The organism is Nonomuraea sp. B208 (assembly GCF_057536035.1).
Genome location: NZ_BAAJOU010000028.1, coordinates 283,134 through 309,149 on the forward strand (window position 1 = coordinate 283,134; position 26,016 = coordinate 309,149).

A 26,016-nucleotide genomic window follows, 5' to 3' on the forward strand; every position below is an offset into this window, starting at 1 on the left:
GGAAAACGAGAGGAACCCGATCGCCCGGCGGCTAGTGGGGGCCGCCGTGCGTCGGGTTCCTCGTGGTTCGTGTGCGCCTGATCAGGCAGTTGTCCCGACCGGGTTCGCCAGAGCCTGGTCGTGGGACGCCAGGCTCCGGTTCATCGGAACAACTGCGTGATCACGCGATGATGGCGTTGCTGCCGGGTGAGGTGTCAGGCCGCGGAGATGCCGGCGCTGGCCGCGCGGCGCATGCGACGGCGACGCTCGCTGGCGCGCTCGTCCTCGTTGAGACCGCCCCACGTGCCGTACTTCTCCGGCCGGGACAGCGCGTAGTCAAGGCACTCGTTGCGGACGGGGCACTGGGCGCAGATCGCCTTGGCCTTCCGCTCACGTACGTCACGCTCGGGCTGCCGCTCTCCGTCGGGGCCGAAGAAGAGCACGAGGTCCTCACCCCGGCACGCGGCATCATCCTGCCAACCCCAGCTGGGGCGCGGGCGGGCGAGCTGCCGACGTACCTGAGACATGAGAAAACCACCTTCGTGAGAGGTATTTCGGTAATTGAGCCGCATTGGACGCTTTTGGCGTCACTGTTCCAACGCAAGGAGGAGCCGTGATGTTCCCTGATCAGGCGAGGGCGGGCGTGGCGTACCGCACAGGCGTGAGCCTGTCCAGCGAAACCAGCCGGTAGGTCATGATCGTCTCGGCGCAAGCCGTACCACACGGCGTCGTGAACGCCGATGGCTCAACCACAACCTGGAACCGTACGTCGCCGTGCCGCTTCGTGCGCACCCGCACGATGGCTTCGGTGACGTCGCCGTCCGTCCTGGAGGATTCCACGGCCACCGCGCCGACGGAGCACTCTCCCGTATGGGCTCGGGCGAAGTGCTCGACGGCTTGCAATGGCTCAGGGATGCCTGCGCGTCCCCGGTAGCGGTCGAGGATGACCTCGCCCGACCGGTACGCGTTAGCCGCTGCCAGTGCAGCAGCCTGAGACATGCTGCCGTAGAAAATTCCGTGTGGCAAGCACACGAGGTTGGCGGCGTAGCGATCGCCGCCAACGTGTGACGTTTCCCATACTCTGTCCGGCAGGTTTTCGGCCAGGGACCGAGCGAGGGGTAGTCCAATGCGGGCGCAGCACACATTGCGCTTGGCGTGCGTGCAGACCAGAAATACCGGCTCGTCTTCCAGTATGCAGGACCCTGGGACCACTCCGGCCACCAGCGCGTCCAGGTCAAGATCTTCGGGACCTGCGACGATGCCGCTCGCGAGCCAGGGACGCTCTCCTGCCGCGTACGCGAGTAGCACACGGATCCCCTGCTCCCGCGGGCGGGTCCGGCGGCCTGGACGGCGGATCAGCTGGGGCCTGATACCGCGTTCGAGCGCCCTGCGGACCAGTTCTGAGATTTCTTCAGGAAGTTCGAAGCTTTCCAGGTGGGAGGGCCAGGGGCCGGGATACTCGACGAGCAGCCACAGCCGGGCGCCCACGGTGGCGCTGGCGAGAGTCGGCACCTCCCCGCTGTGGCACCCGAGCGGATGGTCGCAGCCCTTCCCCAACGCCGGTCCTCCTCGTTCGCCTGTGAATTAGGTAAGACTAACCTAACGGATCGGCGACATCAGAGGTGGGGGATTCGCGCCAGCACGTCACGTGTCGCGGGCAGAGCGCGCTCCCTGTCCTCTTTGACCAGGCCGATCCTGGTCCGGCGATCCAGCAGGTCGCTCGCGTCGAGCGCGCCCTCGTGCCGGACGGACCACAGGAGCTCGCCCACGGTGATGCCGAGGCCGACCTCCTCCGGGTGCGCCCGTACGAGCTCGTGGACGGCGGCCGCCTCGCCGCCGTAGCGCTCGATCAGCCGGGCGGGGACGCCGTCGGCCGCGAGGGGCTGCGCGCCCACGAGCGGGATGCGCCGGGTGCTGCTCCGTCCTGCCCGCAGGTTTCCGCACGTAACCGCACGATCAACCGCGTCCTCCGCCATGCGGCGGTATGTGGTGAGTTTTCCGCCGACGACGGTGACGAGGCCGCCTTCCGACAGCACCGCGTGCCGCCGGGAGAGGTCGGCCGTGCGCCCGTCCGCCGCGTCGTCCCCGGCTCCGCCGGCCGCCAGGAGCGGCCTCAGGCCCGCGTACGCGCCCGCGACCGCCTCTCTGGCCACCCGAGTCCCGAGAACCCCGTTCAGCACCTCCAGGAGCGCTGTGACGTCCTCCTCGGGGGCCTCGGGCACGTCGGGCACCGGCCCGTCCACGGGCTCGTCGGTGAGGCCGACGTACACGCGGCCGTCGTGCTGGGGGAGCACCAGGGCGAACCGGTTGGTCTCGCCCGGAAGGGGCAGATGCACGCCGGCGATCAGGCCGGGCAGCGTCCCCGGCCGCAGCACGAGGTGCGTGCCACGGGACGGGCGCAGCCGTACGCGGGGGTCCAGGGTCCCGGCCCACACGCCGGTGGCGTTGATCACCGTGCGGGCGCGGAGCTCGAACTCCTCGCCGGTCAGCTCGTCGCGCACGGCGACGGTCATCGCACCGGCCGAGCCGGTGAGGTGCAGGGCACGGCAGCGGGTCAGCACGCGGGCTCCGCGCGCGGCGGCGGTCCTCGCGATCGCGACCACCAGGCGGGCGTCGTCGAGCAGCCGGCCGTCCCAGGACAGCAGCGCGCCCCGCAGGCTCCCCGCGGGGGCGACAGGGACGAGCGTGTGGGCCCGCGCCGCGTCCAGCCGGGACGGGCCGGGCAGCAGGCGGCGCGGGGTGCGGGCGGCGGCCCGCAGCGCGTCGCCGAGCCGGTAGCCGGACATCACCAGCGCGGCCTGCTTCCGTGACACGGCGGGGGTCAGCGGCAGCGCGTACGGATGCGCCCTGACCAGGTGCGGAGCCGTCCTGCGCAGCAGGATCCCGCGCTCGACGGCGCTCTCGTGCGCCACGCCCACCTGGCCCTTCGCCAGGTAGCGCAGCCCGCCGTGGATCAACTTGGAGCTCCACCGTGAGGTGCCGAACGCCAGGTCGTGCGCGTCGATCGCGGCCACGCGCAGGCCGCGCGCGGCGGCGTCCAGCGCGGCTCCCGCGCCGGTCGCGCCCAGCCCGACCACCAGCACGTCGAGCCGTTCCTCGGCGACCCTGCGCAGCTCACGGGCGCGGCGGGCGGCGTTGAGCGAACTGTCCAAGATAGGCCTCCAGCAGGGCGGCGAGCTCGGCGTCGAGCTCGTCCATGGTGACGGGGTCGAGCATGGTGGGCGCCGACAGCAGGAACGACTGGGCCACCAGCAGCACGGCCCGCGCCCTGGCCGGGTCGCCGACGGCGGGCTCCAGCAGCTCCAGCACGGCCTCGTGGGTGGCGCCGCGCCGGTCGAGCAGGTAGGGGAGCAGCAGGTCGGGGTCCGCCTCGACGATCTTGCGCCAGAGGGGGTGGGCGCGCAGGCTCCGTACGCCCGCGACGACCGCCGGGACCGGGTCGCCGAGGTCGAGCCCGGACAGCACCCGCACCCACTCCCGCGTCATGAGGTCGGCGACCAGGGTGCGCACGTCGGGCCAGCGGCGGTAGAGCGTCATCCGGGACACGCCGGCCCGCCGCGCCACGTCCGTGAGCGTCGTCCTGCGGACTCCGTAGGCCAGCACACAGTCGCGGGCCGCGTCCAGAACGCCGTCATTGTGACGAATAGCCGTCATGTGTCACAGTGTACGCATGACCCGAGAACCGATGCTGTGGTGCGGCTGGGGCGACCCCGCCAAGGCCCGCGAGCTGCCCGAACAGGTACGCGGGCTGCTGCGCGACCTCCTGGGCGTGCGGGCCCCCGACGCGCCGGCCGCCGCCCTGGAGTCGGTACGCCTGCCGCCGGTCGCCCTCACCCCGGCCCAGCTGGAGGCGCTGGCCGGGGTCGTCGGGGCGGAGCACGTACGGACCGGGCACGAGGAGCGGGTCCGCCACACACGCGGCAAGTCCACGCCCGACCTGCTGCGCATCCGGGCCGGCGACGGCTCCGACGCGCCCGACGCCGTGGTGCTGCCCGGCTCGCACGAGGAGGTCGCCGCCCTGCTCGCCCTCTGCGCCCGCGAGCGCGTCGCGGTCGTGCCCTTCGGCGGCGGCACCTCTGTGGTGGGCGGGCTCGCCGCGAGCGCCCGCGACGGCTTCGCCGGCGTGATCGCGCTCGACCTGGCGCGGCTCGACCGGCTGCGCTCGGTGGACGCCGAGTCGATGACCGCCGAGTTCGAGCCGGGCGTGCGCGCCCCCGACGCCGAGCGGCTGCTCGCCGCGCACGGGCTGACCCTCGGCCACTTCCCCCAGTCCTTCGAGTACGCCACGCTCGGCGGCTTCGCCGCGGCCCGCTCCAGCGGCCAGGCCTCCGCCGGCTACGGCCGCTTCGACGACATGGTGGTCGGCCTCACCCTGGCCACGCCCTCCGGCACGCTCGAACTCGGCCGCGCGCCCAAGTCGGCGGCCGGACCCGACCTGCGCCAGCTCGTGCTCGGCTCGGAAGGCGCGTTCGGCGTCATCACCGCGCTGCGGCTGCGCGTGCGCAAAGCCCCCGCCGAGCGGGTCTACGAGGGCTGGCGCTTCCCGGACTGGACGGCCGGGTCGGCGGCCGTGCGCGCGCTCGCCCAGGAGGGACCGACGCCCGCCGTGCTGCGGCTGTCGGACGAGACCGAGACGATGATCGGGCTGGCCAAGCCGGACGCGATCGGCTCGGGCGGCTCGGGCGGGTGCCTGCTGGTCGCGGGCTACGAGGGCGCGTCGGTGTCCGCGCGGCGGGAGGCCGCGGGGGCCGTGCTGGCCCGGCTCGGCGGCGAGCCGCTGGGGGAGGAGCCCGGGCGGGCGTGGGAGCACGGGCGCTTCTCCGCGCCGTACCTGCGGGACTCGCTGCTCGCCGCCGGGGCCACCGTCGAGACGCTGGAGACCGCCGGGTTCTGGGCGGACCTGCCACGGCTCTACGACGCGGTCCGGCTCGCGCTGCTCGGCGCGCTCGGCTCGCCGCTGGTGATGTGCCACATCTCGCACGTGTACGAGACCGGCGCCTCCCTCTACTTCACCGTCGTCACTCCCCAGGACGGCGACCCGGTGGCGCAGTGGGAGCGGGCCAAGACCGAGGTGAACGCGGCCATCGTGGCCGCCGGCGGCACGATCTCCCACCACCACGGGGTCGGCCGCGACCACCGCGACGCCTACGCCGCCGAGATCGGGCCGCTGGGCGTCGCCGTCCTCCAGGCGGTCAAGGCCCGCCTCGACCCCGCCGGGATACTCAACCCGGGCGCGCTGGTAGCCGGCCCGTAGGCCCTCAGCCCGCAGGCGTCAGTCCGGCGGAGGCCGTCAGCCCGGCGGAGGCCGTCAGCCCGGCGGAGGCCGCCAGTTCGGCGGAGGCCGTCAGCCCGGCGGCCGGTTGTCGCGGTCGGCCTCCTCCAGGGTCGCGGCGGCCTCGCTGAAGCGGTTGAGCGCCTCCTCGACGCTCGCCAGGTGGCGCAGCGCCTGCACCAGGGGGGCGCCGCCGCGTTCGCGCGTGAGCGCCACCGCCTCCTGGGCGAGCGGGAGGGCTTCGACGGCCTGGTGCCGGTCAAGCAGCATCAGGGCCGCCGTCCAGAGGCAGCGGGCGAGCAGCGCGTCGTGCTCGCCGGGGAACCTGCGCCGGAGGACCCTGCACTTGGCGATCGCCTCGCTCATGACGTTCAGTGCCGCCCTGCCCCACTTCGGGCGGGTGGCGGCGAGGGCGAGCAGGCCCTCGATCTCGGCCGTCTCCGCGGTTCCCCTCCGGGTCGCGTCGTCCGGGCCGTTACGCGTCATGGGAGCCTCCCCTCGGTGGTCCCAACCGCTTGCTTGGGGGGTGAGGGTACACCATTGTGAACCTTCTGTGTTCTTCACGGCACAGAGCGTCCATGATGCGTGAAGGGTGGAGTGAGGTAAAGATGTGGTCATGGTGGAAGCGGCGGCCGAGCGTGGAAAAAGGCTCTCTTCGCGGGAGTCTGAGGAAGGAGCGGGATGGGCCTGCTCGCAGATGGGCACATTCGCGGCGTTAAGACCGGATGACCGGGGTTTCACCTGGCTCAACGCGAGAACATTGTGGCGCTCGCGCAACGAGATCCTGGCGGGGCTGTTCGGGGATCCGTCGGGCGAGGTGCGGGCGCGGTGGGTGGCGGAACAGGAAGTTCGCGGGGTCGATCCGGAATTTCGCATCAGGCCGCCAGTAAAGGGAAATTTCGATTTCCTCCTGCTGGGTGACACCGGCGAGGGCGACGCCTCCCAGTACGCCGTCGTCCCCCCGATGCTGAAAGTGGGCGCCGGCACCGCTTTCGCCGTCATCGCCAGCGACGTGATCTATCCGACCGGATCCGGCAACGAGTACGGCCCCAAATTCTTCCGCCCGTACAAGGACTACGACGCCCCCATCTACGCGATCCCCGGCAACCACGACTGGTACGACGGCCTCGGCGGCTTCATGCGCGTCTTCTGCGATGCGCCGGCCCTCAAGCCCGAGCCGGACCGCGGCCTGCGCGGGCTGCTCTGGCGCAAGCCGGAGACCATCGACGAGGCCCTGCTGAAGGAGTCCCGCGCGCTGCGCGGCCGGCCGTCCCAGCAGGGAGCCCAGCCGGGGCCCTACTGGGCGATCGAGACCGACAGCCTGCTCATCGTCGGCGTGGACACCGGCATCAAGAACGTCATCGACGAGGGCCAGACCGCCTGGCTGCGCCGGGTCTCGCTCGACCCGCGCCCCAAGATCCTGGTGACCGGAAAGCCGATCTACGTCAACAACGCGTACAAACCGTCGGCGCTGGAGGGCGGCGGCACGATCGACGACATCGTGCGCGACCCGGCCCACCGCTACGTCGCGGCCATCGGCGGCGACGTGCACAACTACCAGCGCTACCCGGTCCGCGTGGGCGACCGGGTCATCCAGTACGTCGTCTCCGGCGGCGGCGGCGCGTTCATGCACGCCACGCACACCATCGACCGGGTCGACGTGGCCGGGGTGGCCGAGGACGACTTCAAGTGCTACCCGCTGCGCGGCGACTCGCTGTCGTACTACAGCCACCTCTACGCCCGCAGGCTCCGGATGAGGTGGCTCTACCTGCGGCCGCGGGAGGCCGTGTGCATCTCGGCGGAGCGCATCGGCAACGAGCCGCCCCGCACGCCCGAGGGTCCGGTCCAGGTCACCCGCCGGATGCGGTGGGCGGCGCGGCTGCTCGGCGCCTGGCCGTGGCCGCTGCGGCTGCCCGTGGGCAAGACCAACCACCGCTTCCTGTCGGAGCTGTCCGACTGGGACGCGCCGCCGTTCTTCAAGCACTTCCTGCACGCCTCGGTGACGCCGCAGGAGCTGACGCTGCGGTGCTTCGCCGTCACCGGCTGCCTCGACCAGGAGCTGGAGCCGCCCGTCGAGGACGAGGTGCGCATCAGTCTGTCGTAGCCGTTTGGCACCCTTGAGCACGTGTACGTGGTGGTCGCCGGAGAGACGGTGCTCCCGGTCGGGGGCGAGGTGAGCCGTCCCGCCGACCTGGCCGCGGCCGTGCGGGAGATCGAGGCGGCCGAGCGGCCCCGGTGGGTGTGGGCCGACACGCGCGAGACCTATCCGGCGCTGCTGGAGTCAGGGGTGCGGGTCGGCCGCTGCCACGACCTCGCGCTCACCGAGGGCCTGCTGCTGGCGTACGAGGGCCGCCACGGCGAGAGCCGCACGGCGCGGGCCGCCCACGCGCGGCTGCGCGGGCTGCCCGTGCCGGAGGAGGCGCCGAGCCCGCCGGGCACGCTGTTCGCGCCCGAGCCGATGGCGGCGGAGGCGGTGGCCGAGGTGCTGGCCGACCAGCTCCGGCGCGTCGCGGCGCTGCCCGAGCCGGGCAGGTTCCGGCTGCTGGTGGCCGCCGAGTCCGCGGGCGCGCTGGTCGCCGCCGAGATGACGCATGAGGGCATGCCGTGGCGCAAGGACCTGCACGACGAGCTGCTGACCGGCCTGCTCGGGCCGCGTCCCGTGCACGGCATGCGGCCGGCCAGGCTGCAGGCGCTGGCCGACGAGGTGGCCGCGGCGTTCGGCCGCCCGGTCAACCCCGACTCGGTGCGCCAGCTCGTCAAGGCGTTCAAGGACGCGGGGGTCGAGCTCAAGAGCACCCGGTCGTGGGAGCTCAAACGGGTCGAGCATCCCGCCGTGGCGCCGCTGCTGGCCTACAAGGAGCTGGCCAGGCTGTTCAGCGCGCACGGGTGGGCGTGGGCCGACCAGTGGGTGCGCGGCGGGCGGTTCCGCCCCGAATACGTCGTGGGCGGCGTGGTCTCCGGGCGGTGGGCCACCAGCGGCGGCGGCGCGCTGCAGATCCCCAAGGTCATGCGCCGCGTGGTGGTGGCCGACGAGGGCTGGACGCTGGTCGTGGCCGACGCCGCCCAGCTCGAACCCCGGGTGCTCGCCGCCATGGCCGGTGACGTCGGGCTGGCGAGGGCGGCCGGCGAGATCGACCTCTACTCGGCGCTCGCCACGTCCTTCGGCGGGCAGCGCGACCACGCGAAGATCGCCATGCTGTCGGCGATGTACGGCGGCACCAGCGGCGACGCCTCCAAGCTGCTGCCCGTGATGCGGCAGCGCTTCCCGAAGGCCTACCAGTTCGTGGAGGACGCCGCCAAGGCGGGGGAGGAGGGCCGGCTGGTGCGCTCGTGGCTGGGCCGCACCAGCCCGCCGCCGTCGGCGCGCTGGCGCGAGCTCGTGTCGGGGCCCGAGGGCGGGCGCGCGGCCCGCGACCGGGGCCGCTTCACCCGCAACTTCGTGGTGCAGGGCACCGCGGCGGAGTGGGCGCTCGCGCTGCTCGCGGTGCTGCGGGGGCTGCTGCCCGAGCCAGCCAGGCTGGTGTTCTTCCAGCACGACGAGGTGATGGTGCACTGCCCGCGCGAGCAGGCCGACGAGGCGGTCGCGGCGGTGCAGGCGGCCGCGGCCGAGGCCACCCGCCTGCTGTTCGGCGACACCCCGGTCCGCTTCCCGATGGAGGCGGTGGCCGTCACCTGCTACGGCGATGCCAAATGAGCCTTACGGCGACGCGAAGTGATCCCGGTCATGGCCGGGAGCGCACCGCGAGGAGCCAGAGCCCGGCGAGGGCGACCATGACGCCGACGGCCAGCCCCAGGGCGCCGTAGGACAGCACGCCGACGATCGCGCCCGCGACGATCGTGCCGGTCGCGCCGCAGACATTCATGATCAGGTCGGACAGCCCCTGGACGGAGGGGCGGCGCTCGATCGGCACCGACTCGGTGACCAGCGCCGAGCCGGCGACCAGCCCGCACGACCAGCCGAGGCCGAGCAGGAACAGCGCCGCCGTCACCTGCCCGACCCGGTGCCCGGCGGTGCCGGCGAGCGCGGCGGCGGTCACCAGCAGCGCCGAGCCGAGCAGCAGCACGGGCACCTTGCCCGCCTTGTCCGCCAGCCAGCCGACGAGCGGCGAGAGCATGTACATCCCGGCGATGTGCAGGCTGATCACCAGGCCGATGACGTCCAGCGTGGAGCCGTCGTGGTGGAGCTTGACCGGGGTCATCGACATGACCGACACCATGGCCGTGTGGCTCACCGCGATCATGACCAGGGCGCGGCGGGCGGCCGGGGTGGTGCGCAGGGTGTCCCAGGCGGTGCGGATCGTCCGGTTCCCGGCGGGTCCGTCCTCGGCCGTGCCGTCCAGGCGGCGGGCCAGCCGGAGCGGGTCGGGGCGCAGCAGGCCCAGGATGATGATCATCGCCAGGGTGAAGGCGAGCGCCGCGAACGCGAACGGGCCCGCCTTGTGCACCAGCCCCAGCTGGGTGCCGATCAGGTCGGCGGGCTCGGCCAGGTTGGGGCCGGCCACGGAGCCGATGGTCGCGGCCCAGACGACCAGCGACAGGTGCCGGGCCGAGCGGCCCTTCGGCGACAGGTCGGTGGCCGAGTAGCGCGCCGCCAGGCCGCCCGCGCTGCCGCCGCCCACCAGCACCAGCCCGGCGAGGAGCAGCGGCCAGGTGCGCAGGCTGATGGCGGCCACCGAGATCACGCTGCCGGCGAGTGCGGCCGCGTACGCGAGGGTGAGCCCCGCGCGGCGCCCGCCCCTGCCGGAGGCCTTGGCGGTGGGCAGGGCCAGCAGCGCCGCGCCGAGCGTGGTCGCGGTCCCCGCGAAGCCGCTGATCACCGTGGACCCCGACAGCTCGTCCACGACGACCGAGCTGAGCGCGAGCCCGACCGCGACCCCCACGCCGCCCATGATCTGGGCCGCCGACAGCACGCCCAAGGTGCGGCGTTGGATGCTCTGGATCCGGTCAGGCGAGGATTGGGTGGGTTTGGTGGGGGCGCTGGTCACGTGTGAAGTCTCGCATGTACCTCAACAACACCCCAAAGAAGGGCAGCAACCCTTTTCCGCCCGGGAAGACCTTTTTCTGCGATATTTCAGGAAAACGGGAGCATTCAGAGGACGGTGACGGCGTCGCCCACCTTGATCCTGCCGGTCGTGTCCGGGATCAGGTTGATGCCGAACCAGACCTTGCCGTCCCACTTGCGGTGCCGGGACAGCGTGCGGATGGGCTCCTTGCCCTTCGCGTGGGTCTCCGGGTCGATGGTCGTGAGCACGCAGCGGTCGCAGCCCTTGGTGACCCGGAAGGCCACGTCGCCGATCCTGAGCCGCTTCCACTCGTCCTCGGCGAAGGCCGTCGCGCCGTCCACGACCACGCTCGGCCGGAAGCGGCGCATGGACAGGGGCGCGGGCGGCTCCTCGCCGCGCTCCAGCGCGCCCTCCGCGACCCACTCGTCGAGCCGCGCCAGCGAGGCGGTCGTGGTGAGCAGCAGCGGGGCGCCGTCGGCCAGGCTCACGCTGTCGCCCGGCCTCCCGTACGGCGGGTCGATGCGGCGGCGCGTGGGGTCGTCGAGCCACTTGAGCCGGACCGGCCGCCCGGCCAGCTCCGACAGCCAGCGCGCGGCCGCGTCGCCGCAGTCGGTCAGCTCCACCGGGGTGCCCCACACGTCCACGGTGGACAGCGTGCCATCCGGGACCACGGGGAACGGATCGGCGTGCGGCCCGGTCAGGGTGAGCCGGTCGCCGTCGAGCCGGGCCACGCAGGACAGCAGCCGGGGCTCGTCGCGGGCGGTGAGCATGTCTCCACGCTCGTCGATGATGAGGTAGCGGCGGTCGCCCGCCAGGCCCCAGGGCTGCACCTCGGCCTCGGTGAGGTCGTGCCCGGCAGTCGATTTGATGGGATATCGGTGGATGCTGGCCAGCCTCATATCGCTGACCGTACCGCACCGGGCACGGCCCGGTCCTGGGTCGCGGAAGCCTCTCCGCGGGACAGGCGCGCCGCCAGCGCGACCGCGGCGAGGGCCGCGAGACCGATCGCCGCGCCGAGCCACGAGACCGACGGGTAGCCGAGGCCCGCGTCGATGACCAGGCCGCCCAGCCAGGGGCCTATCGTGATGCCGGCGTTGAAGGCGGCGACGTTGCCCGCGGCGGCGAGCGTCGGCGCGCCCTCCGCCAGCGCGAAGGCGCGGGTGTTGAGCGCCGGGTTGGTGGCGAAGCCGAACCCGCCGAGCAGGACCACCAGCACGACGGCGAGCACCGGCGCCGGGGCGGCCAGGGCCAGCGCCGCCGAGACGACGACCACGCCCGCGACGCCGACGAACAGGGTCGGGAACGGCCGGGCGTCGGCGGTCCTGCCGCCGGCCGTGATGCCGGCGAGCGCCCCGAGTCCGTATCCGGCCAGCACGGCGGGCACCCAGGCGGGGGCCAGCCCGGTGGTGACGGTGAGCAGCGCGCTCAGGTAGCTGAAGGTGGCCAGCAGCGCGGCGGTGGCGAGCGCGGTGGTGCCGTACGCGAGCCAGAGCCGGGGGTTGACCAGCGCGCGCAGCTCCGCCCCGACCCGCGGCGCCGAGTCGCCGCGCCCGCCGCCGCCCGGGATGGTGGCGAGCACGCCCACGCCCGCGAGCAGCGTCATCGCGGCCACCGCCCAGAACGCCGCCCGCCAGCCGAGATGCTGCCCCAGCACGGTGCCCAGGGACAGCCCGAGCACGGTCGCGACGGTCAGCCCGCCCGCGAGCACGCTCATCGCCCGGCCACGGGCCCCGGCGGGCACGAGGCCGATGACGGTGCCCGCCGCCACGGCCCAGAACCCGGCGTACACGAACGCGCCGGCCACCCTGGTGACGAAGAGCGTGGCGTAGTCGCTGGTCAGCGCGCCGACCACGTGGGAGAGCGCGAAGATCACCAGGAACGTCAGCAACGCCGTACGCCGGGGCCAGCGCAGCGTCACCACGGCCAGCACCGGGGCGCCCACCAGCATCCCCATCGCGAACGCCGAGATCAGCAGCCCGGCCCGCGGCACGGACACCCCGAGGTCGGCGGCCAGCTCGGGCAGCAGCCCGGCCAGCATCAGCTCCGAGGTGCCCTGCGCGAAGATCGACAGGCCCAGTACGTAAACCGCCAAGGGCACGGCGGTCTCCCTTCTTTTAGATCGGTCAGTCCAAAATTCGGGCACGAAAAAATCAGAGCACGCCCAGCGCGGTGCGCACGACGGACTCCAGCGCCGCCCGGTCGGCCCCGCCGCGCCCCAGCACGCGCAGCCCGGAGACGGTGGCGGTCACGAACCTGGCGAGCTCCAGCGGGTCCTTGTCCGGCGCGAGCTCGCCCCGCGCCCTGGCGTGCTCGAACGCCGCGCGCATGATCCCCACCCGCAGCTCGGTGTCGCGCCGCAGCATCTCGGCGACCTCCGCGTCGCGCGGCCCCAGCTCGATCATCGAGTTGACCACGAGGCAGCCGTCCGGGTCGTCGGGGTCGGGCGCGACCGCCCAGCCCAGCACCGTGGCCACCTTCTCCCTGATCGGCAGCTCGCCGTCCATCAGCTCGATGAGCGCGGCGTCGCGCTGGTCCATGTAGCGGCGCAGCGCCCTGCGGAACAGGTCGTGCTTGCCGGCGAAGGCGTTGTAGACGCTGCTGCGCCCGAGCCCGGTGGCCGCGCAGAGGTCCTGCGTCGAGGTGGCCTCGTAACCCGCCCGCCAGAACGCGCGCATCGCCGCCTCGACGGCGGCCTCCTCGTCGAACGTCCTCGGTCGTGCCATGGCGGCCACGCTAGCACGTTCTGGAACGGTCAGTGCAAAACGGGGGTCAGGTGGTCTGGCGGAAGGTGTTGAGGAACACCTTGCGCATGTCGGCCTGCTCGTCCCACTTCAGCTCGGGCACGTCGAAGGTGATCGTGAAGGCGGTGGTGTCGTCCACGGTGACGTACCGGGTCAGCGCGTGCATGGGGACGCCGGCCGCGGTCGTGTACGTGTACTCCCAGTCGGCCGCCTTCCAGCCCCGGTAGTTCACGCCCTGGAGCTGCACCTGGATGTAGCTCTCCTTCCCGCCCTCGGACTCCCGGTGGCTCAGCTCCGCCAGGCCGCCGTCAGCCTCCGGGCTCGCGTCCTCGACCACCGCGCGCAGACCGGAGTCCTTGGGCCCGGTGAACGTCGCCACGCCGCCCGCCGCCGCCAGCTTCCAGCCCTCGGGCACCGCGACCGTGAACCCGGCCGCGGTCTGCTCCCGGTAGCCGTCGGGCGCCGCCGACGGCTCGCTCTGCAGGGTGCGGGCGGTGGCCGTGGCCGCGGGCTGCCCGGCCACCGGCGTGGGGGAGCCGCCGCTCGACAGGCCGAGTACGGCCGCGACGATGGCGCCGCCCACCACCACCAGGGAGCCGGCGATCGTGAGCGGCGTGGGCCGGCCGTCGCGCATCCACAGGCCGTCGTCGTCCTCGGTCCGCCGCCGGCTCCTGCCCGTGCGCGGCGCGGCGGAGGGCAGCCGGGTCAGGCGGCCGGGACGCAGGTCGTCGGTCAGGCCGCGCGAGTGCTCGCGCAGGTCGTCGGGGGAGGCCAGCGGCCACGGGGTGTCCGCCGGGCCGGCGGAGCGGCTGTCCGTGGTCAGCGGCAGGATCGGGCGCGGATGCGGGCCGGACCCGCCGATCAGGTCGTCGTCCGGTTCCCTGTTGAGCCCAGGGGACAGGCCGGGGGGCGGCCCGCCGGGGTAGGCGGGGTCGCCGAAGCCCTGCGGGCGCGGGATCTGGTCGGTGCGGTGGCTGCCGGACGGCGAGCCCAGCCCGTCGTACGGCATCGCGTGCCCGCCCGACGGGCTGGTGAGCGGGTCGTACGGGATCCGTACCGGCCCCGAGGGCGTCTCCACGATCCGCGAGGGCATCGGCCCCGACGGCGGGTCCAGCGGCGGCAGCAGGTCGGCGGGCACCGGCTCCACCGGGCTCGGCAGCGGCTCGGGCGTGCGCGGCCGGACCGAGCCGTGCGCCCGCAGCACCGCCTCCAGCATCTCGACGACCTGCGGGGCGGTCAGCCGCTCCTCGGGGTTCTTGCGCAGCAGGCCCTCGATCACCGGCATGAGCGAGCCGGCGCGCTGCGGCGTGATCGGGGGCTGGGTGAGCACCTGGCCGAGCACCGCGACCGGGTCAGGACCCTCGTACGGCGGCCGCCCCTCGACGGCGGCGTACAGGGTGGCGCCGAACGACCACAGGTCGGCCGCCTGCGTGATCGTCTGCCCCGACAGCCGCTCCGGCGGGATGTACGCCGGCGACCCCATGAGCAGCCCGGTCTGGGTGATCGTCACGTCGCCCTCGATGGCCGCGATGCCGAAGTCGGTCAGCACGACGCGGTCGGAGGTCAGCAGCACGTTGCCGGGCTTGATGTCGCGGTGCAGGATGCCGGCGGCGTGCGCGTGCATGAGCGCGTCGAGCACCCGGATGGCGATCTCGGCCGCCTGGATCACCGGCAGCGGCCCGCTCTGGCGCACCGCCTGCTCCAGCGACCACGCGCGGACCAGCTCCATGACGATCCAGGGCCGCCCGTCCTCCTCGACCACGTCGTGGACGGTCACGATGCCGGGGTGCTGCAGCCGGGCGGCCGACCTCGCCTCGCGCAGCATCCGCCGGTGCGCGAGCTCCTTGCCCGCCTGGTCGAGCCCGTAGGGCAGCATGAGCTCCTTGACCGCCACGTCCCGGTCGAGCAGCACGTCGTGGGCGTGCCACACCATGCCCATGCCGCCCCTGCCGACCGGGGACATCAGGCGGTAGCGCCGGCCGACCAGCCGGCCCTGGCCCTGGGCGGCGCCGCTCACGGCGTCCCCTGCCTGGCCGGATCCGCCGAGCAAGCGGTCGGCTGCCATGATCCCGCCCCCATCTCCCTCATCCGTCACGTGCGTTCATCACGCTACTTGCAGATTATGAGGTTCGTTACGATAACGGCGGCGAATGCGCAAGGGAAGCTGATACGTCGTTACAACGCCCTTGACGTGCAGATATGGCGAATTTCAAGAAATTGGATCATTTACCGCTGCGGCCAATGCCAGCAAAGCGGCCACGAACGCCTGTGCGGGTGGTTCGACCAGACCCGCCCCGACCTGCCCGGTTCCCGCCACGCGGCCCGCGATACCGGTGTTGACCACCGGCAGCACGCCCGTCCTGGCCACCAGGGCCACGTCGACGCCGACCGGCGTGCCGCGGAAGCCGAGCCCGGGAATCTGGTACGCCGGATGTTCGGCGAGCGTGATCTCGTACATCGAGCGGGTGGCCCGTACCGCGTCGGCCACCTCGCCGCCCACGAAACGCACGATCGCGGGCGCGGCCGCCATCGCGAAACCGCCGAGGCCCGCGGTTTCGGTGATCGTGGAATCGCCGATGTCGGGATTGGCGTCGTCGGGGCCGTACGAGCCGAGGTAGAGCCCGTCGGGCACCCCCGCCGGGCCGGTGAACCAGCGCCCGCCGAGCCCCGACACCTGCACCCCGAACTCGGTGCCGTTGCGGGCCATCGCCACGACCATGGACGAGCCGGGCACGTCGCGGGCGGCGTCCGTGGCGGCCTTGGCCGCGGCCATGCCCGCGTTGAGGAAGAAGTGGTCGTTGCCGCCCATGAAGCGCAGCACCTCCGCCGCCCGCCCCGGCGCGGCCTCGACCACGGCCGGGGCCAGCTCGCGCAGCAGCAGCGAGGTGGCCGCGCGGTTGCGGTTGTGCAGCTCGTCGCCCATCTGCAGCGCCTGCGCGACGAGCGCGCGCAGGTCGAGCGGCCCGGTCGCGGCCAGCGCCGCGGCGAGCACGGGGCCGAGCACCTCGTCCATCCAGCGCAGCCGCTCCAGCACCTCGGGGCCGTACGCGCCGTACCGCAGGACCTTGCCCAGGCCCTCGTTCAGCGAGCAGTACGCGAGGCCGCCGTGCTCCTCGTCGCGCACCTCGAACATCCACATCGACGGGCTCACCACGCCCGCCATCGGCCCCACCGCGCCGTGCTCGTGGCAGGGCCGCAGCGCCGCCTCGCCGGCGGCCAGCCCGCGCTCCGCGTCGCGCTCGTCGCCCGCCCGGCCCTCCAGCAGCATCGCGCCGATGAGCGCGCCGCGCAGCGGCCCGGACGCCCGCTCCCAGGTGATCGGCGGCCCCGCGTGCAGGAATGCGCCGCCCGCCAGCGCCTCGCCCAGCACCTCCGAGGCACGCCGGACGCCCACCAGATGCGGCCTGGCGGTGGTCAGGCGGCGGGCGGCCAGCTCGTTCGCGGCCTGCCTGCGCGGGTCGGACAGGACCCTGACCAGCGCCTCGGCGGTGCCCGGCAGCGGCGGGCGCCAGTCCACGGGCGTGGTGGCCACGGCCTGCGCGGCCAGGGACTCGTCGAGCAGACCGGCCCCGGTCGTGACCACGCGGGACGGGGGGGACAGGAAGGTCATAGGAGGCTCCTGGCATGCCGGGCGGCCTGGGCGTTCGAGAGGTAGACGGCCGCCCCCGCCTCCCGCAGGGCCGCGGCCTGGCGGTGCAGGTCCTGCGGGTCGCCCTGGGTGCCGACGAGCGCCACGACCACGGTGGCCGGTGTGCGGGCGATGGCGGGCGCGAGCGTCACGGCGGGGTCGGGGTCGGCCGCGTGGCCGAGGACGACGTCCATGAGCACCACGTCCGTCTCCGCCGCCCGCGCCAGCGCCTCCACGCGCAACGCCGGGTCGATCATCGGGTGCGCGCGGCCCCGCGTGTAGGCGTCGTCGCCGTAGTCCACGAAGTCGCCCTGCCCGGCGACCAGCGCGGCCTCCGTGCTCAGCGTCCCGCCGGAGTAGAGGCCCTTGAGCGCCTTGCGCGCGCCGCCACGCACCGGGCCTGGCCAGGACGGCCACTCCGGCACCGGCCGGCCGAGCGCCCGCAGCGCCGCCTCGGCCGTGTCGGTCAGGTCGGTGGCGTCCCGCCCGAGCAGCGCGCTGATCACCGGGGTGCGCAGCCCCGCCACGGCCTCCGCCACCGCCCCCGCCACCTCGGGCGCGGGCGGCTTCGAGATCAGCACGATCAGCTCGGTGGCCGGGTCGTCGTCCAGCAGGCGCAGCGCGCGCAGCGTGGACAGGCCGCCGACCTCGGCCGACAGGTCCCTGCCTCCCACGCCCAGGATGTGGCTGACCCCCGCCCCCGCCCAGTCGAGCAGCGAGGTGACCTGCTGCGCGCCGGTGCCGGAGGCCGCCACCACGCCGACGGGCCCCGGCGCGAGCACGTTCGCGAACCCGAGCCCCACCCCGCCGATCGAGGCGGTGCCGCAGTCGGGGCCCATGACCAGGACGTCCCGCTCCTCGGCCAGCTCCTTCAGCCGCCGTTCCAGCGCGACCGGCACGCCGTCACTGAAGATCATGACGGGTAGCCCGGCCGCCACCGCGTCGTACGCCTCGCAGAACGCGTGCTCGCCCGGCACCGAGACCAGCGCCAGCCCGGTGGGCTCGCGGCGGATCGCCGACCCGGTCGTCAGCGGCGGCTGCCCGTCCGCCCCCGCCTCGCCGGGCCGTTCGAGCTCGCCGAGCCGCCGGTCCGCCTCCGCCACGGCCGCGCCGGGGTCGTCGGCCCGTACGGCGATCAGCAGGTCGCCAGGACCGGCCGGCGGCACGGTGAAGCCGAGGTCGCCGAGCACCGCCACGTTCAGCTCCGTCGCCATGGCGACCATGGCCGTCTCGACGCCCGGCGTCGCCGACAGCGCCCTGCTCACCCGCATGAGCCGTACCGAGTCGTGATAGGCGCCCTTGCGGACGAGGACGACCTCCCCGCTCACGGGCGCCCGCCGAGTGAGAGCACCGCGTCCACGCCGATCGCGATCCCCTGCGCGAGGTCGGCCCCCGAGGTGTGGCCGACCCGGCGCAGCCGCCGCAGCGCCGGTTCGAGCGGCTGCGCGCCGGCGACGCCGCGCAGCACCGCCGTCACCTCCGGGCTCGCCTCGCCACGGGCCGCGCAGTGCAGGAGCGTGGCCGACAGGGGAGTGGTACGGGTGCGCGCGTCGAACGTCACGGTCGCCGCCAGCCAGCCGGCCAGCCACACCGCCCGCTCCGTCCCCGTCGCCGTCCCGAGGTGCCGGAGCGTCACCAGCAGCCCGGCCAGCACGTCGTCGCCGCTCGGCGTGAGCCCGGGACCGAGCCCGACCAGTTGCTCGGCCGCCGTCGCCATGCCCAGCAGCCAGCCGCGCCCGCAGGCCGCCGCGAGCGCGGCGACCGCGCCGTTGCCCGGCAGCCCGGGAGCGGGCTCCGCCGGCCGGACGAGGACCGTGGCGGCCCCCTCCAGGCCCGCCAGGTCCACCTGCCCCAGCGGCGGCGCGGGGTCCCACCAGCGCCGGACGCGCAGGCTCAGCGGCCCGAGGTCCACGCCCCGGTCGCCCACCCACGCCTCCTCGCCCACCTCGACCCTGGGCAGTCCGCCCGCCAGCAGCACGGAGTTGGGGAGCCGGACCGCCTCGCCGGTGATGACCGCGATCACCGTCGGCTCCAGCTCCGTCCGCACCTCCAGGTAGACCCCGGCGGGGAACGCCGCGAGCACCCGGGCGGGCCGCCGCGACGCCTCCAGGAGCGGACGGACCGCGGTGCTGGCCGCTCCCGGGACGTGAGCCGAGGCACGGACGCGGGTGCGCCGCGCGGACGTGCTGACATGGACACCGACGGGCAACGGACCTCCCTGACCGACCTTGGACCTGACCGTAGAACGGCCGGCGAACCCTCCGTACGGAGAAATTTGCCAACAGTGCGCGGGAAGGTTGGCTCTTCCTGACAGACCGTTCCGGGGGTCACAATCTCCCCATGGAGCCCCCAGTCCGTCTCGCCAGCACCGGCACCATCATTCACGGTGTCTCCGTCGGGGAGGTGCTGGGCGTGTCGACCCTCGCGGAGGCCAGGCTCATCGCGGGCGAGAGCGGGCTCGGCCGTATCGTGCAGCGGCTCAACGTCATGGAGGTCCCCGACATCCTGGCCTGGGTCAAGCCGCACGAGCTGCTGCTCACCACCGGCTACCCGCTGCGCAACACCCCGCAGTCGCTCGGCCGGCTGGTCGCCGACCTCGACGAGCGCGGCCTCGCCGCCCTCGCGATCAAGCTCGGCAGGTATGTCGACGAGCTGCCCGGCGACATGGTGGAGCAGGCCGACCGGCTCGGCTTCCCGCTCATCCTGCTGCCCAACGACGTGGGTTTCGACGACATCCTCAACCAGGTGCTCACCGACATTCTCAACCGGCAGGCCGCCGTGCTGGCCCGCGCCGAGGAGGCGCACCGCGCGCTGGTGCAGGTCGTGCTGGCGGGCGGCGGGCTGGGCGAGGTGGCCGCCGAGGTGGCGCAGCTCCTCGACGTGTCGGTGGCGGTCGTGGACGGCGCCGGCGCCGTGCTGGCCACCGCCGGTCCGGCCGAGCACGTGGCCGCGCTGCGCGAGTCGATCTCCCGAGAGGGGCCGCCCACCACGGCCGCCCGCGCGCCCGCGAGGGCCGGGGGACGCGGCAGGGAGTTCGCCTCGGTGCCCGTGCTGGCCGGCGGGCACCACCACGGCCGCATCGTCGCCTACAGCGCCTCGACCGCGATCAGGGACAGCGACGTCGGCATCCTGGAGCGGGCCGCCACCGTGGCCGCGCTCGTCGTCACCCGCCAGGAGGCGGTCAACGCCGTCGAGAGCAAATACCGCGCCGACTTCCTGCGCGACGTGCTCACCGGCCGGGCCGGCACGGCCGAACGGGTCAACGGCCGCGCGCGGGCGTTCGGATGGGACCTGTCGCGGCCGGTGACCGTGCTCGTGGCCGAGCTCGACCCCGACGGCGACGAGCGCAGCGCCCAGGACCGGCTGGTCGCCTGCTGGACGGCGGCCGTCAGGCGGCACGACCCGCGCGGCGCGGTGGCCGGGTTCTCGCACGAGGTGGTGGCGGTGATCGACGCCGGGCTCGACGCGGCGCGGGTGGCCAAGGACGCCGCCGCGGCCTTCGCCGACCTGCCGCCCGCGACGTTCTCCACCGGCACCTCCCGGCCGAGCCCGGGAGCGGACGCGCTGCCCGAGGCGTACGCGCAGGCGCTCAAGGCGGCCCGCGTCGGCCGCCAGCTCCACGGGCCCGGCGCGGTCGCCCACTTCGACCAGCTCGGCGTCTACCGGCTGCTGTCGCTGGTCAACGACACCGACGAGCTGCACGCGTTCGTCCGCGAGACGCTCGGCCCGCTGGCCACCGACGACGACGCCGAGAACGCCGACCTCCGCCGCACCCTCCACGTGCTGCTGGAGACCAACCTCAACGTGGCCGAGACCGCGCGCCGGCTGCACTTCCACTACAACACGCTGCGCTACCGCATCGGCAAGCTGGAGCGGATGCTCGGCAACTTCACCGACGACCCGCACCTGCGGCTCAACCTGACGCTGGCCCTGCACGTCCTGCGCATGAGAGGTATCTAGGCTTGTCCCCGTGGACCTCGACTTCGAACTGCGCTCCGATTTCATCCCGCTCTGCGACCTGCTGAAGTACTGCGGCGTCACCGAGACCGGCGGCATGGCCAAGCACCTCATCGCTGAGGGCCTGGTCCTCGTGGACGGGGAGGTGGAGCTGCGCAAGACCGCCAAGATCCGGGCCGGCCAGGTCGTGAGCGGCGACGGTTTCTCCATTCACGTCGCCTGAATCGGCATGTGCGCGAGGTTCCCCCTGGTGGGCCGGGCAGATTTGGCAGATCATGCCCGTGTAGGACTACCGGGGCGGGCCTAATGTGCCCGCAACGGTAAACGGGTCGCCGGCAAGGCCCAGCGCAAAAGGGGCGCTCATGGTTTGGGGATGGACCAGACACGGTGACGGCAAGCATCTGGCGCCCGGCGAGGTGGTCAGGCCCGACGAGCGGCTGAGCTGGCCCAGGATGGTCGGGTTCGGCGCGCAGCACGTGATCGCGATGTTCGGCGCGACGTTCGTCTTCCCCCTCGTCATGGGGCTGGACCCCAACGTCGCGGTGATGATGTCGGGCGTGGCGACGATCCTGTTCCTGCTGATCGTCAAGGGCAGGGTGCCCAGCTACCTCGGCACCAGCGCCTCGTTCGTGGGCGGCGTGCTCGCCATCCGCGCGGTCGCCGGCGGCGACACGGCGGGCGCGGACGCCGTCGTGACCGGCGCGATCCTGGTCGTCGGCTTCGTGCTGGCGCTCATCGGGGTCGCCATCCACTTCCTCGGCGTGCAGATCATCCACCGGGTGTTCCCGCCCGTCGTCACCGGCGCGGTGGTCATGCTCATCGGGTTCGGGCTCGCCTACGTGGTGGCCGACGTCTACTGGCCGCAGGACCACTGGGTGGCGCTGCTCACGATGCTCATCACGTTCGTGGTGATCGTGGCCTTCAAGGGCTTCATCGGGCGGATCGGGGTGCTGGTCGGGCTGGTCTCGGGGTTCGTGCTGTCGTGGGTGCTGGACCGCCTGGCCGGGCCGGTCACCTCCGTGCTGCCCGGCGCCAACCTGCGCGACGCGGCCGGCAACGCGTGCGCCCCCGAGGGCCCGTACTGCCTGGCAACGGCCTTCCCGCACGACCGGGTGAGCTTCGACAGCGTCGCCAAGGCCGACTGGTTCGGGCTGCCGAGCTTCCACGGGCCGGACTTCCGCTTCTCGGCGGTGCTGCTGGTGCTGCCCGCGGTCATCGCGCTCGTCGCGGAGAACGTCGGGCACGTCAAGGCCGTCGGCGAGATGACCGGGACGGACGTCGACCCCTACGTCGGGCGCGCGGTCGCCGCCGACGGCGTCGCCACCGTGGTCGCCAGCGCGGTCGGCGGCTCGCCCACCACCACCTACGCCGAGAACATCGGCGTCATGGCCGCCACCAAGGTCTACTCGACCGCCGCCTACTACATCGCCGCCGTGATCGCGATCCTGTTCGGGCTGTGCCCCAAGTTCGGGCAGCTCGTCGCGGCCACGCCGGGCGGCGTGCTCGGCGGCGTCACCGTCATCCTCTACGGCATGATCGGCCTGCTCGGCGCGAAGATCTGGATCGAGAACCGGGTGGACTTCGCCGACCCCGTCAACATGGTGCCGACCGGCGCCGGCATCATCCTCGCCATCGGCCCGGTCAGCCACTTCGTGGGCGGCGACCTCACCCTGGAGGGCATCGCGCTCGGCACCATCGTCGTGCTCGGCGGCTACCACCTGCTGCGGGCCATCGCCGGACGGCCGCTCCAACCGGCCACGCCGGCGGGGAACGAGGCCGGGTGAAGCCGCCGCCGTTCGACTACCACGCACCGCGCGACCTCGCCGCGGCGCTCCGCACCCTTGCGGAGGTCGGGGCGGAGGGCAAGGTGCTGGCCGGCGGGCAGAGCCTCATCCCCATGCTCAACATGCGCCTGGTCGCGCCCGCGCACCTCGTGGACGTCAACCGGGTGGCCGGGCTCGGCGGCATCGGGCGCGAGCCCGGCGGCGTACGCGTCGGGGCGCTGGCCCGGCACGCCGAGGCCGAGCGCTCCGGCGCGCACCCGCTGCTCACCCGGGCGCTCAAACTGGTCGCCCACCCGGTGATCCGCAACCGCGGCACCGTGGTGGGCAGCCTCGTCCACGCCGACCCGGCCGCCGAGCTGCCCGCCGTGCTGGCGGTGCTCGGCGGGTCCGTACGGGTGGCCCGCCGGCACGACGGGGCCGTGGTGCAGCGCGACATCCCGGCCGCCGCCTTCTTCACCGGCCCCATGGAGTCGGCGGTGCTGCCGGGCGAGCTGGCCGTGTCGGCCTGGTTCCCCGACCTCGCGCCGGGCGCGGGATGCGCCTTCGCCGAGGTGTCCCGCCGGCACGGCGACTACGCGCTCGCCGGGGCGTGCGCCGTCGTGAGCCCGGGCGGCGCCGCCCGGGTGGCCTGCGTCGGCGTCGGCGCCGTCCCCGTCGTGGTGGACGTGAGCGCCCTCGCCCCCGACTGGGCGGCGGCGGCGCGTGCCGTGCGGGAGGAGACCGAACCCGACGACGACATCCACGCCACGGCCGCCTACCGCCGCCACCTCGTGGGCGTGCTGGCCGAGCGGGCCCTGCGCGAGGCCGCACAGGAGGCGGAGACCCTTGGAGCATGAGATCACGCTCGTGGTGAACGGCGCCGCCCGGCGGGTGAGCGTCCCGGCCAGGCGGCTGCTGTCCGACTGCCTGCGCCACGACCTCGGGCTGACCGGCACCCACGTCGGCTGCGAGCACGGCGTCTGCGGCTGCTGCACGGTGCTGCTCGACGGCGAGCCGGTGCGCTCGTGCCTGACGTTCGCCGTCACCGTGGACGGCCGCGAGATCACCACCGTCGAGGGGCTGGCCGGGCCGGGCGGGCTGTCGCCGGTGCAGCGGGCCTTCGCCGAGTGCCACGGCCTGCAGTGCGGCTTCTGCACCCCCGGCTTCCTGTGCACGGTGACCGCGTTCCTGGAGGCGAACCCCGCCCCCACCGAGGAGGAGGTGCTGGAGGGCATCTCCGGCAACCTGTGCCGCTGCACCGGCTACCAGAACATCGTCAAGGCCGTCCACCGGGCCGCCGAGCTGATGGCGGAGGAAGCATGACGACGAAGCTGTTCGGGGAGCCGGTCCAGCGGCGCGAGGACCCCCGGCTGCTGACCGGGGGCGGCCGCTACCTCGACGACCTCGGCCCCGACGCGCTCGCCGCCGCGTTCGTCCGCGCCCCGCACGCGCACGCCCGCATCCGCGACATCGACGTCGGCCCGGCGCTCGACGTCGAGGGCCTGGTCGCCGTCTACACGTGGGAGGACCTGCCCGAACGGGTCGGCCGGCCGCTGCCGCTGCTCATCCCGCACCCGGCGCTCACCCACGGCCGGACCGCGTACCCGCTGGCCAGGGACGTCGTCAGGCACGTGGGCGAGCCGGTGGTCATGGTGGTGGCCGCCGACCGCTACGCCGCCGAGGACGCCTGCGCGCTCATCGAGGTCGACTACGAGGTGCTGAAGCCGGTCGTCGGCCTGGAGGAGGCCGTGCAGGGGGCGGCGCTCGTCCACGAGGACGTGCCCGGCAACGTCGGCGCGCACCTGGTCCAGGAGGTGCCCGGCGCGGACGGGCGCGGCGCCCGCGAGGCCATCGAGACCGCGCCGCACACGCTCGCCTTCCGGCTCGACATCGAGCGCAGCGCCAGCATGCCGCTGGAGGGCCGGGGCGTCCACGCCCGCTGGGACGGCCGCGACCTGCGCGTCCACTCCAGCACCCAGACCTCCACCAGCGTGCGCATGGCGGTCGCCGCCGCGCTCGGCCTGCCGCTGCCGCAGGTCGAGGTCATCGCGCCGGACGTCGGCGGCGGCTTCGGCGTCAAGATCGTGCACCCGTGGCCGGAGGAGATCCTGGTGCCGTGGGCGGCCATGACGCTCGGCCGCGAGGTCAAGTGGACCGAGGACCGCAGGGAGCACTTCATCTCCTCGGCACACGAACGCGGGCAGGTGCAGTACGTGCGCGTCGGGTTCGACGACGACGGGCGCGTGCTCGGGCTGGACGTGACGATCCTGCACGACCACGGCGCCTACACCCCCTACGGGATCATCGTCCCGATCGTCACCTCGACGCAGCTGCTCGGCCCTTACAAGATCGGGGCGTACCGGGTCGAGTTCAGCTCCGTCTACACCAACACCGTGCAGGTCACGCCGTACCGTGGGGCGGGCCGCCCGCAGGGCGTGTTCTGCATGGAGCGCACCATGGACAAGATCGCCCGCCACCTGGGGCGCGACCGCACCGAGGTGCGCGCGGCCAACTTCATCGGGCCCGGCGAGTTCCCGTACGACCAGGGGATGACCTTCCAGGACGGCCGGCCGCTCATCTACGACAGCGGCGATTACCCCGAGATGCTGCGCCTGCTGAAGGAGCTCATCGGCTGGGACTCCTTCGAGCGCGTGCCGGGGCGCGGCATCGGCATCGGCTGCTACGTCGAGGGTACGGGCGTGGGGCCGTACGAGGGCGGGCACGTGCAGATCACCTCCGACGGGCGGGTGCACGTCTCCACCGGGCTCACCTCCCAGGGGCAGGGCCACGAGACGGCCTTCGCCCAGATCGCCGCGAGCGAGCTGGGCGTGCCCATCGAGCGGATCAGCGTGGTCACCGGCGACACCCGCAGGTTCGGCTACGCGGTCGGCACCTTCGCCTCCCGCGCCGCCGTCGTCAGCGGCAACGCCATCGCGCTCGCCTGCCGCAAGGTGCGCGAGAAGGCGCTGCGCATCGCCGCCGACGCGCTGGAGGCCGACCCCGCCGACCTGGAGATCACCGACGGGATCGTGCACGTGGCAGGGGCGCCGCACGCGGCCGTCCCCCTGTCCACGGTCGCCGTGCTGGCCAACCCGCTGCGCTACGCCTTCGACGAGGAGACCGCCAAGGCCACCCAGTTCGCCGGGTCGGCCGCGCCCGACCGGCCGCCGGTCGCCGAGGGCGAGGAGCCGGGGCTGGAAGGGCGCGACTACTACTCGCCGATCCGGTCCACGTTCGCGGCCGGGATGCACGCCGCCGTCGTCGAGACCGACCCCGACACGGCCGAGATCCGCGTGCTGCGCTACGCCGTGGTGCACGACTGCGGGCGGCTCATCAACCCCATGATCGTGGAGGGGCAGATCCACGGGGGAGTGGCGCAGGGCATCGGGGGCGCGCTCTACGAGCGGATGGTCTACGACCCGCACGGGCAGCTGCTCAACGCCTCCTTCATGGACTTCCTCATGCCGTACGCCACCGAGGTGCCGCACGTCGAGACCGCCCACCTGGAGACGCCGTCGCCGCTCAACCCGCTCGGCATCAAGGGCGCGGGCGAGGCGGGCGTGATCCCGGTCTCCGCCGTCATCGCCTCGGCGATCGAGGACGCCGAGGGCTTCCCCATCGACCGGATGCCCATCTCTCCCTCCGACCTGTTCCATCTGCGCGGCACGTAAGA

22 protein-coding genes are annotated in these 26,016 nt (G+C 73.7%); 9 read left to right on the forward strand and 13 right to left on the reverse strand.

Annotated elements, in window-relative coordinates; translation table 11 throughout:
- Window positions 1–194 precede the first annotated feature (194 nt).
- The 4 genes from AC27IY_RS37615 to AC27IY_RS37630 all read right to left on the reverse strand — a co-directional run bounded on the left by AC27IY_RS37615 (window position 195) and on the right by AC27IY_RS37630 (window position 3,633).
- Window positions 195–506: a WhiB family transcriptional regulator gene (locus tag AC27IY_RS37615; protein ID WP_080036407.1), complete on the reverse strand. Its 312-nt coding sequence runs from the start codon at window positions 504–506 to the stop codon at window positions 195–197.
- A gap of 100 nt (window positions 507–606) precedes the next feature.
- Entirely contained in the window at window positions 607–1,491 is an 885-nt protein-coding gene (locus AC27IY_RS37620) for a sucrase ferredoxin (protein WP_344212181.1), read from the reverse strand.
- A gap of 104 nt (window positions 1,492–1,595) precedes the next feature.
- Window positions 1,596–3,131 (reverse strand): glycerol-3-phosphate dehydrogenase/oxidase, encoded by a 1,536-nt coding sequence (locus tag AC27IY_RS37625; protein WP_487180932.1) that lies wholly within the window; start codon window positions 3,129–3,131, stop codon window positions 1,596–1,598.
- Entirely contained in the window at window positions 3,094–3,633 is a 540-nt protein-coding gene (locus AC27IY_RS37630; RefSeq protein WP_423450781.1) for a TetR/AcrR family transcriptional regulator, read from the reverse strand. Before AC27IY_RS37630 ends, AC27IY_RS37625 begins: the two co-directional genes overlap by 38 nt.
- 31 nt (window positions 3,634–3,664) lie before the next feature.
- Between AC27IY_RS37630 and AC27IY_RS37635 the strand changes: the two genes are divergently transcribed.
- Complete coding sequence (locus AC27IY_RS37635) at window positions 3,665–5,233, forward strand: FAD-binding oxidoreductase (RefSeq protein ID WP_487181223.1); 1,569 nt, start codon at window positions 3,665–3,667, stop codon at window positions 5,231–5,233.
- A gap of 90 nt (window positions 5,234–5,323) precedes the next feature.
- On the opposite strand, the gene AC27IY_RS37640 is transcribed toward AC27IY_RS37635, so the two are convergent.
- Complete coding sequence (locus AC27IY_RS37640; protein ID WP_344212175.1) at window positions 5,324–5,737, reverse strand: hypothetical protein; 414 nt, start codon at window positions 5,735–5,737, stop codon at window positions 5,324–5,326.
- Window positions 5,738–5,948: 211 nt separating this feature from the next.
- On the opposite strand from AC27IY_RS37640, the gene AC27IY_RS37645 reads away from it, so the two are divergent.
- Window positions 5,949–7,355 carry a metallophosphoesterase family protein gene (locus AC27IY_RS37645; RefSeq protein WP_487180933.1) on the forward strand — a complete coding sequence of 469 codons (1,407 nt, stop codon included), beginning with the start codon at window positions 5,949–5,951 and terminating at the stop codon, window positions 7,353–7,355.
- A gap of 21 nt (window positions 7,356–7,376) precedes the next feature.
- The gene (locus tag AC27IY_RS37650; RefSeq protein ID WP_487180934.1) at window positions 7,377–8,945 is read left to right on the forward strand and encodes a bifunctional 3'-5' exonuclease/DNA polymerase; all 1,569 of its coding nucleotides are present in this window, start codon (window positions 7,377–7,379) and stop codon (window positions 8,943–8,945) included.
- Window positions 8,946–8,973: 28 nt separating this feature from the next.
- Here the strand turns inward: AC27IY_RS37650 and AC27IY_RS37655 are convergent, their stop codons facing one another.
- From AC27IY_RS37655 to AC27IY_RS37690, 8 genes are all read right to left on the reverse strand, one after another.
- Window positions 8,974–10,236 (reverse strand): MFS transporter, encoded by a 1,263-nt coding sequence (locus AC27IY_RS37655; RefSeq protein ID WP_487180935.1) that lies wholly within the window; start codon window positions 10,234–10,236, stop codon window positions 8,974–8,976.
- A 104-nt stretch (window positions 10,237–10,340) separates the two neighbouring features.
- Window positions 10,341–11,153 (reverse strand): MOSC domain-containing protein, encoded by an 813-nt coding sequence (locus tag AC27IY_RS37660; RefSeq protein WP_487180936.1) that lies wholly within the window; start codon window positions 11,151–11,153, stop codon window positions 10,341–10,343.
- The gene (locus tag AC27IY_RS37665; RefSeq protein ID WP_487180937.1) at window positions 11,150–12,352 is read right to left on the reverse strand and encodes a Cmx/CmrA family chloramphenicol efflux MFS transporter; all 1,203 of its coding nucleotides are present in this window, start codon (window positions 12,350–12,352) and stop codon (window positions 11,150–11,152) included. Before AC27IY_RS37665 ends, AC27IY_RS37660 begins: the two co-directional genes overlap by 4 nt.
- A 52-nt stretch (window positions 12,353–12,404) precedes the next feature.
- Entirely contained in the window at window positions 12,405–12,977 is a 573-nt protein-coding gene (locus tag AC27IY_RS37670; RefSeq protein WP_371249439.1) for a TetR/AcrR family transcriptional regulator, read from the reverse strand.
- A 46-nt stretch (window positions 12,978–13,023) separates the two neighbouring features.
- Window positions 13,024–15,060, reverse strand: coding sequence for a serine/threonine-protein kinase (locus AC27IY_RS37675; RefSeq protein WP_344212163.1), 2,037 nt, complete (start codon window positions 15,058–15,060; stop codon window positions 13,024–13,026).
- A gap of 144 nt (window positions 15,061–15,204) precedes the next feature.
- Complete coding sequence (locus AC27IY_RS37680; RefSeq protein WP_487180938.1) at window positions 15,205–16,605, reverse strand: YlbE family protein; 1,401 nt, start codon at window positions 16,603–16,605, stop codon at window positions 15,205–15,207.
- Complete coding sequence (locus AC27IY_RS37685; RefSeq protein ID WP_487180939.1) at window positions 16,602–17,951, reverse strand: AllF/FdrA family protein; 1,350 nt, start codon at window positions 17,949–17,951, stop codon at window positions 16,602–16,604. The genes AC27IY_RS37680 and AC27IY_RS37685 overlap by 4 nt, the downstream gene beginning before the upstream one ends.
- On the reverse strand, window positions 17,948–18,832 hold the full coding sequence (locus AC27IY_RS37690; protein ID WP_487180940.1) for an oxamate carbamoyltransferase subunit AllH family protein: 885 nt from the start codon (window positions 18,830–18,832) through the stop codon (window positions 17,948–17,950). The genes AC27IY_RS37685 and AC27IY_RS37690 overlap by 4 nt, the downstream gene beginning before the upstream one ends.
- A gap of 131 nt (window positions 18,833–18,963) precedes the next feature.
- On the opposite strand from AC27IY_RS37690, the gene AC27IY_RS37695 reads away from it, so the two are divergent.
- From AC27IY_RS37695 to cutA, 6 genes are all read left to right on the forward strand, one after another.
- Window positions 18,964–20,583 (forward strand): PucR family transcriptional regulator, encoded by a 1,620-nt coding sequence (locus tag AC27IY_RS37695; RefSeq protein WP_423450773.1) that lies wholly within the window; start codon window positions 18,964–18,966, stop codon window positions 20,581–20,583.
- 10 nt (window positions 20,584–20,593) lie between these two features.
- The gene (locus AC27IY_RS37700) at window positions 20,594–20,803 is read left to right on the forward strand and encodes an RNA-binding S4 domain-containing protein (protein ID WP_020540721.1); all 210 of its coding nucleotides are present in this window, start codon (window positions 20,594–20,596) and stop codon (window positions 20,801–20,803) included.
- Window positions 20,804–20,942: 139 nt separating this feature from the next.
- Complete coding sequence (locus AC27IY_RS37705; RefSeq protein WP_344212139.1) at window positions 20,943–22,364, forward strand: uracil-xanthine permease family protein; 1,422 nt, start codon at window positions 20,943–20,945, stop codon at window positions 22,362–22,364.
- Window positions 22,361–23,200, forward strand: a complete 840-nt coding sequence (locus AC27IY_RS37710) for an FAD binding domain-containing protein (protein ID WP_487180941.1) — start codon at window positions 22,361–22,363, stop codon at window positions 23,198–23,200. Before AC27IY_RS37705 ends, AC27IY_RS37710 begins: the two co-directional genes overlap by 4 nt.
- Window positions 23,190–23,666: a (2Fe-2S)-binding protein gene (locus AC27IY_RS37715; protein WP_487180942.1), complete on the forward strand. Its 477-nt coding sequence runs from the start codon at window positions 23,190–23,192 to the stop codon at window positions 23,664–23,666. The genes AC27IY_RS37710 and AC27IY_RS37715 overlap by 11 nt, the downstream gene beginning before the upstream one ends.
- Complete coding sequence (gene cutA / locus AC27IY_RS37720) at window positions 23,663–26,014, forward strand: aerobic carbon-monoxide dehydrogenase large subunit (RefSeq protein ID WP_449946015.1); 2,352 nt, start codon at window positions 23,663–23,665, stop codon at window positions 26,012–26,014. The genes AC27IY_RS37715 and cutA overlap by 4 nt, the downstream gene beginning before the upstream one ends.
- Window positions 26,015–26,016: the final 2 nt, after the last annotated feature.